General features: G+C 69.4%; 3 protein-coding genes. 2 read left to right on the top strand and 1 reads right to left on the bottom strand.

What is annotated here, in order from left to right; all coding sequences use genetic code 11:
• Positions 1-299: 299 nt before the first annotated feature.
• Positions 300-1,838 carry a PH domain-containing protein gene (locus tag RB628_RS40030; protein ID WP_318325568.1) on the bottom strand — a complete coding sequence of 513 codons (1,539 nt, stop codon included), beginning with the start codon at positions 1,836-1,838 and terminating at the stop codon, positions 300-302.
• Between the two features lie 151 nt (positions 1,839-1,989).
• Between RB628_RS40030 and RB628_RS40025 the strand changes: the two genes are divergently transcribed.
• Together RB628_RS40025 and RB628_RS40020 are read left to right on the top strand one after the other, a co-directional pair.
• Positions 1,990-2,652: a hypothetical protein gene (locus RB628_RS40025; RefSeq protein ID WP_318325567.1), complete on the top strand. Its 663-nt coding sequence runs from the start codon at positions 1,990-1,992 to the stop codon at positions 2,650-2,652.
• A 65-nt stretch (positions 2,653-2,717) separates the two neighbouring features.
• Positions 2,718-3,065, top strand: a complete 348-nt coding sequence (locus RB628_RS40020) for a hypothetical protein (RefSeq protein WP_318325566.1) — start codon at positions 2,718-2,720, stop codon at positions 3,063-3,065.
• Positions 3,066-3,078 lie beyond the last annotated feature (13 nt).

Raw genomic sequence — 3,078 nt, 5'->3', positions numbered from 1 at the left:
CGCCCGGAGCACCGAGCACGGCCGCGTCGCCGCAGGTCGCGGAGTGCAGTCCAGCAGCCCCGAGGAATTGCGCAGCAGAGTCTACCGTTTCGACTGCTCGGCCTCGGCCGCGAATGCTTACCGTACGACGGTGGCGCCGACGTCTTCCTTGCCACGTCCGAGGAACGGGACCGGATGCGTGATCGATATGACGACTGGCTTTCCAGTCATCCATCGAGTCTCTGACCGGCTCGGATCGCAGCCCTGCTCAGGATGGTCTCCACCGCAAGTACCGGGTTGGATCCGGGAGGCCGCTCCTGTCAGGTCGGCTCGCCCGCCAGTCGCGCGGCCGACGCCCCTGCGCGTAGCTCGCGGATGATGCGGGTCAGGTTGGCCGGGGCGGCCGCGAGGCGGACCGGGTTGCCTGCGTCGTTGAGTTCGGCGATGTGCCAGCTTCTGGGGACGCTGTCGCCGTCGCTGCCCCGGGCGCGCCGCACGTCCGTCACGGTGAGCCGTTCCACCGGTATCGGTTGCGCCGCGAACCGGCCCGGGCCGGGGTGTGGAGTCACCGCGGGCGGGCCGCTTCCGAGGACGATGTGGGTGCCGAAACCGTGCGGGTTGTAGTCGGTGTGCTCCAGGAAGCGCGCGGCCAGGAACACCTCCTCGTCCTTCACGGAGGCCGCTCCGGCCGCCCCGGGAGTATGGACGCGGGTGGCGCGCCAGGCCCAGGTGAAGAGGCCCATCGTGGCCAGCGAGCCCACAGCCGCCCACGTGATCGTCCCGGGTGAGGTGGGCAGGGCCATGGGGTGGCGGTAGGTGAGCGGCAGCAGCCACAGGGCCGTACCCACGAGCGCGCCCGCGAAGGGAAGGGCTGACGGGAGGATCTCGTCGTCGGCCAGCCGCCGCCCGCGCAGGCGCAGCATCACCCGGGCGCCGGCGTAGCCCGCGGCGAGGGCGCACAGGGCCGCGATGACGGCCTGGCTCCCGGAGGTGGATACGTGCTCGCGCCACACGTGGCGCTCTCCGGCGACCTCCATCACGTCGCGACGCCAGACGGTCAGTTCGACGCTGTCGCCGGGCTGGAACCCCAGGGCGGCCTCCCGGGAGACCCCGAGTCGCGTCAGCGGCCGGGCGTCGGTGAAGTACAGCCAACTCGGGTTCCTGTACTGGCCGGCCTCGGTCCGCGCGATCACACCCGACAGGGTGGTCAGGCACTCCCGGCGCTCGGTGGCTGGCGTCCCGGCGGTGCACGGGGTGGCTTCCTGCCACTCCTGTTCGTACGACGCGGTGCCCGGCACGGACCACGCGGCCCCGCCCGCGCCCGCGAGCAACAGCACGCACAGGATCAGCCAAACGGCCGTGCCACGCCCGGCGGTGCGGTACGAGATGACGGGGACATGGCTCGACTCCGGGGCTCCGTAACGGCGGTGCATCGCGCGGAGCGCGTCCAGTTCCGCGTCGAAGTCCGGAAAACCGTGCCCGCCGTCCACCGGCAGCGGCAGGAGCCGCTTGTGCCCGTCGCGCCGCACCAGACTGACGCGGCGGAACTCCTGGTGGCGCCCGTACTGCAGGTATACGCGCAGGTCGGCGATGTCGCGCCACGGCACGCTCCGGCGGCGCAGCAGCGTCCGGACGTGCAGGCCGTACGCATCGGCGCGCACCCGGGCGGTTACCCCGTGGAGCCCCGCGATGCCCAGCAGCGCGAGCAGCAGGCCGATGCCCAGCCACACGTCCAGGAGCTTGCCCCAGTACGCCATGCGCACCGCGGCCAGGCTCGCCCCGGCCGCCCCGAGCCAGACGAACACCCACAGGGCGCGCTTCTGGAAGGGAAGGCAGGTCACTTCCCGGGTATCGGTCATGAGCGGAACCCTGCCATCAGTCGTGCCGCACCTGCATGTGCAGTATCCGGCAGTTTCCTGGCCCGCAACGCTGCCGAGCGGATACGAGGTGGAGCACCGTTCGTCGAGTGTTGCGGGAGGAGCTCGGGGACATCGCAATCCGCCTCCACGCGTGACCGCCGAGATCACGGCGACCGACGGGCAGCCCTTCTGGGTCCCCGGGGTTGGCGAGTGGATCGCAGCCACCGATCTCACGTCCGGTCAGTGGCTGCGGACCAGCTCGGGCAGCTACGTCCAGATCAGCTCGGTCGAGCGCTGGACGGCACAGGGCGCCACCGTCCACAAACCGACCGTCTCCAACGTCCACACGTACTACGTCGTGGCGGCAGGTGCCTCCGCCCTCGTCCACGGCTGTGGTCCGAGCCGGGACAACGAGGGCGACGGGCTGACGCCGGAGAACCCCGCGTTCGACGGCGATCCGTACAGCGAGAGGGCACGCAACGCGCGCAGTGACGCGCGGAATGCGCACTTCGCCAATTACCAGGACCTGACGAGGCAGCTCGACAGGCTCGCCCGCGAGGTGGCCAACAACCCAGGTGCCCGGCAGCGGATGAACCCCGGTCCGGACAACTTCGGGAACTTCAGCAACGTGTCTGGCCTGGGTAGCTGGGTGGGCTCGCCCATCTTCGACGGCGAGAACATCGGTCTGCCAGCGAACAACCAGCTGCGCGTCATGCTGAATCTGCAGACCGGTCAGTCGCGTGGTTCCCGCGCAAGAAACGGAGTCCACGACTACAACAGGCCGACGCTCTACCGTTACGGGCGTCGTCGCTGAGAACCGGTTGTGAACATTTGGCTGTGAACCTCCGGCTGTGAGAAGAGAAGAAAGGAAGCACCCGAATGGACGTGGCACAGGAGGCGCTGGACAAGCTCTCCGCTGCCGGACTTGTCTTCCGCGGGGTCATGGAGACGCGGGACGAGCTGCCGCCCGTCAACATCGCCAGTTTCATGGGGAACCTCGGCACCGAGAGCGGTCGGCACCAATTCGTCCTCACGCACGACGAGAAGGACCTTGGAAGCCGTTTCGACCAGGAGTGGGAGCTGCTGGCCCGCGACAGCGGGCTCTTCTCCGCGGGCGTCGACGCCGGCCTGAATTCCTGGTCGGCGTCGACATCGCACAGGACCACTCCGACGACGGGGAGTCCCAGTACTACAGCCTCAGGTCTTGTGACTGGTGATCGGTGCTGATCGTTGTCCGGTC

This window comes from Streptomyces sp. ADMS (assembly GCF_033441795.1).
In the GTDB taxonomy this organism is placed as follows: domain Bacteria; phylum Actinomycetota; class Actinomycetes; order Streptomycetales; family Streptomycetaceae; genus Streptomyces.
This window is presented reverse-complemented; position numbering and strand designations above follow the sequence as displayed.

Excerpts from the sequence above, each read along its gene's own strand:
- RB628_RS40030 (WP_318325568.1), bottom strand. The coding sequence starts at position 1,838 with ATGACCGATACCCGGGAAGTGACCTGCCTTCCCTTCCAGAAGCGCGCC.
- RB628_RS40020 (WP_318325566.1), top strand. The coding sequence starts at position 2,718 with ATGGACGTGGCACAGGAGGCGCTGGACAAGCTCTCCGCTGCCGGACTT.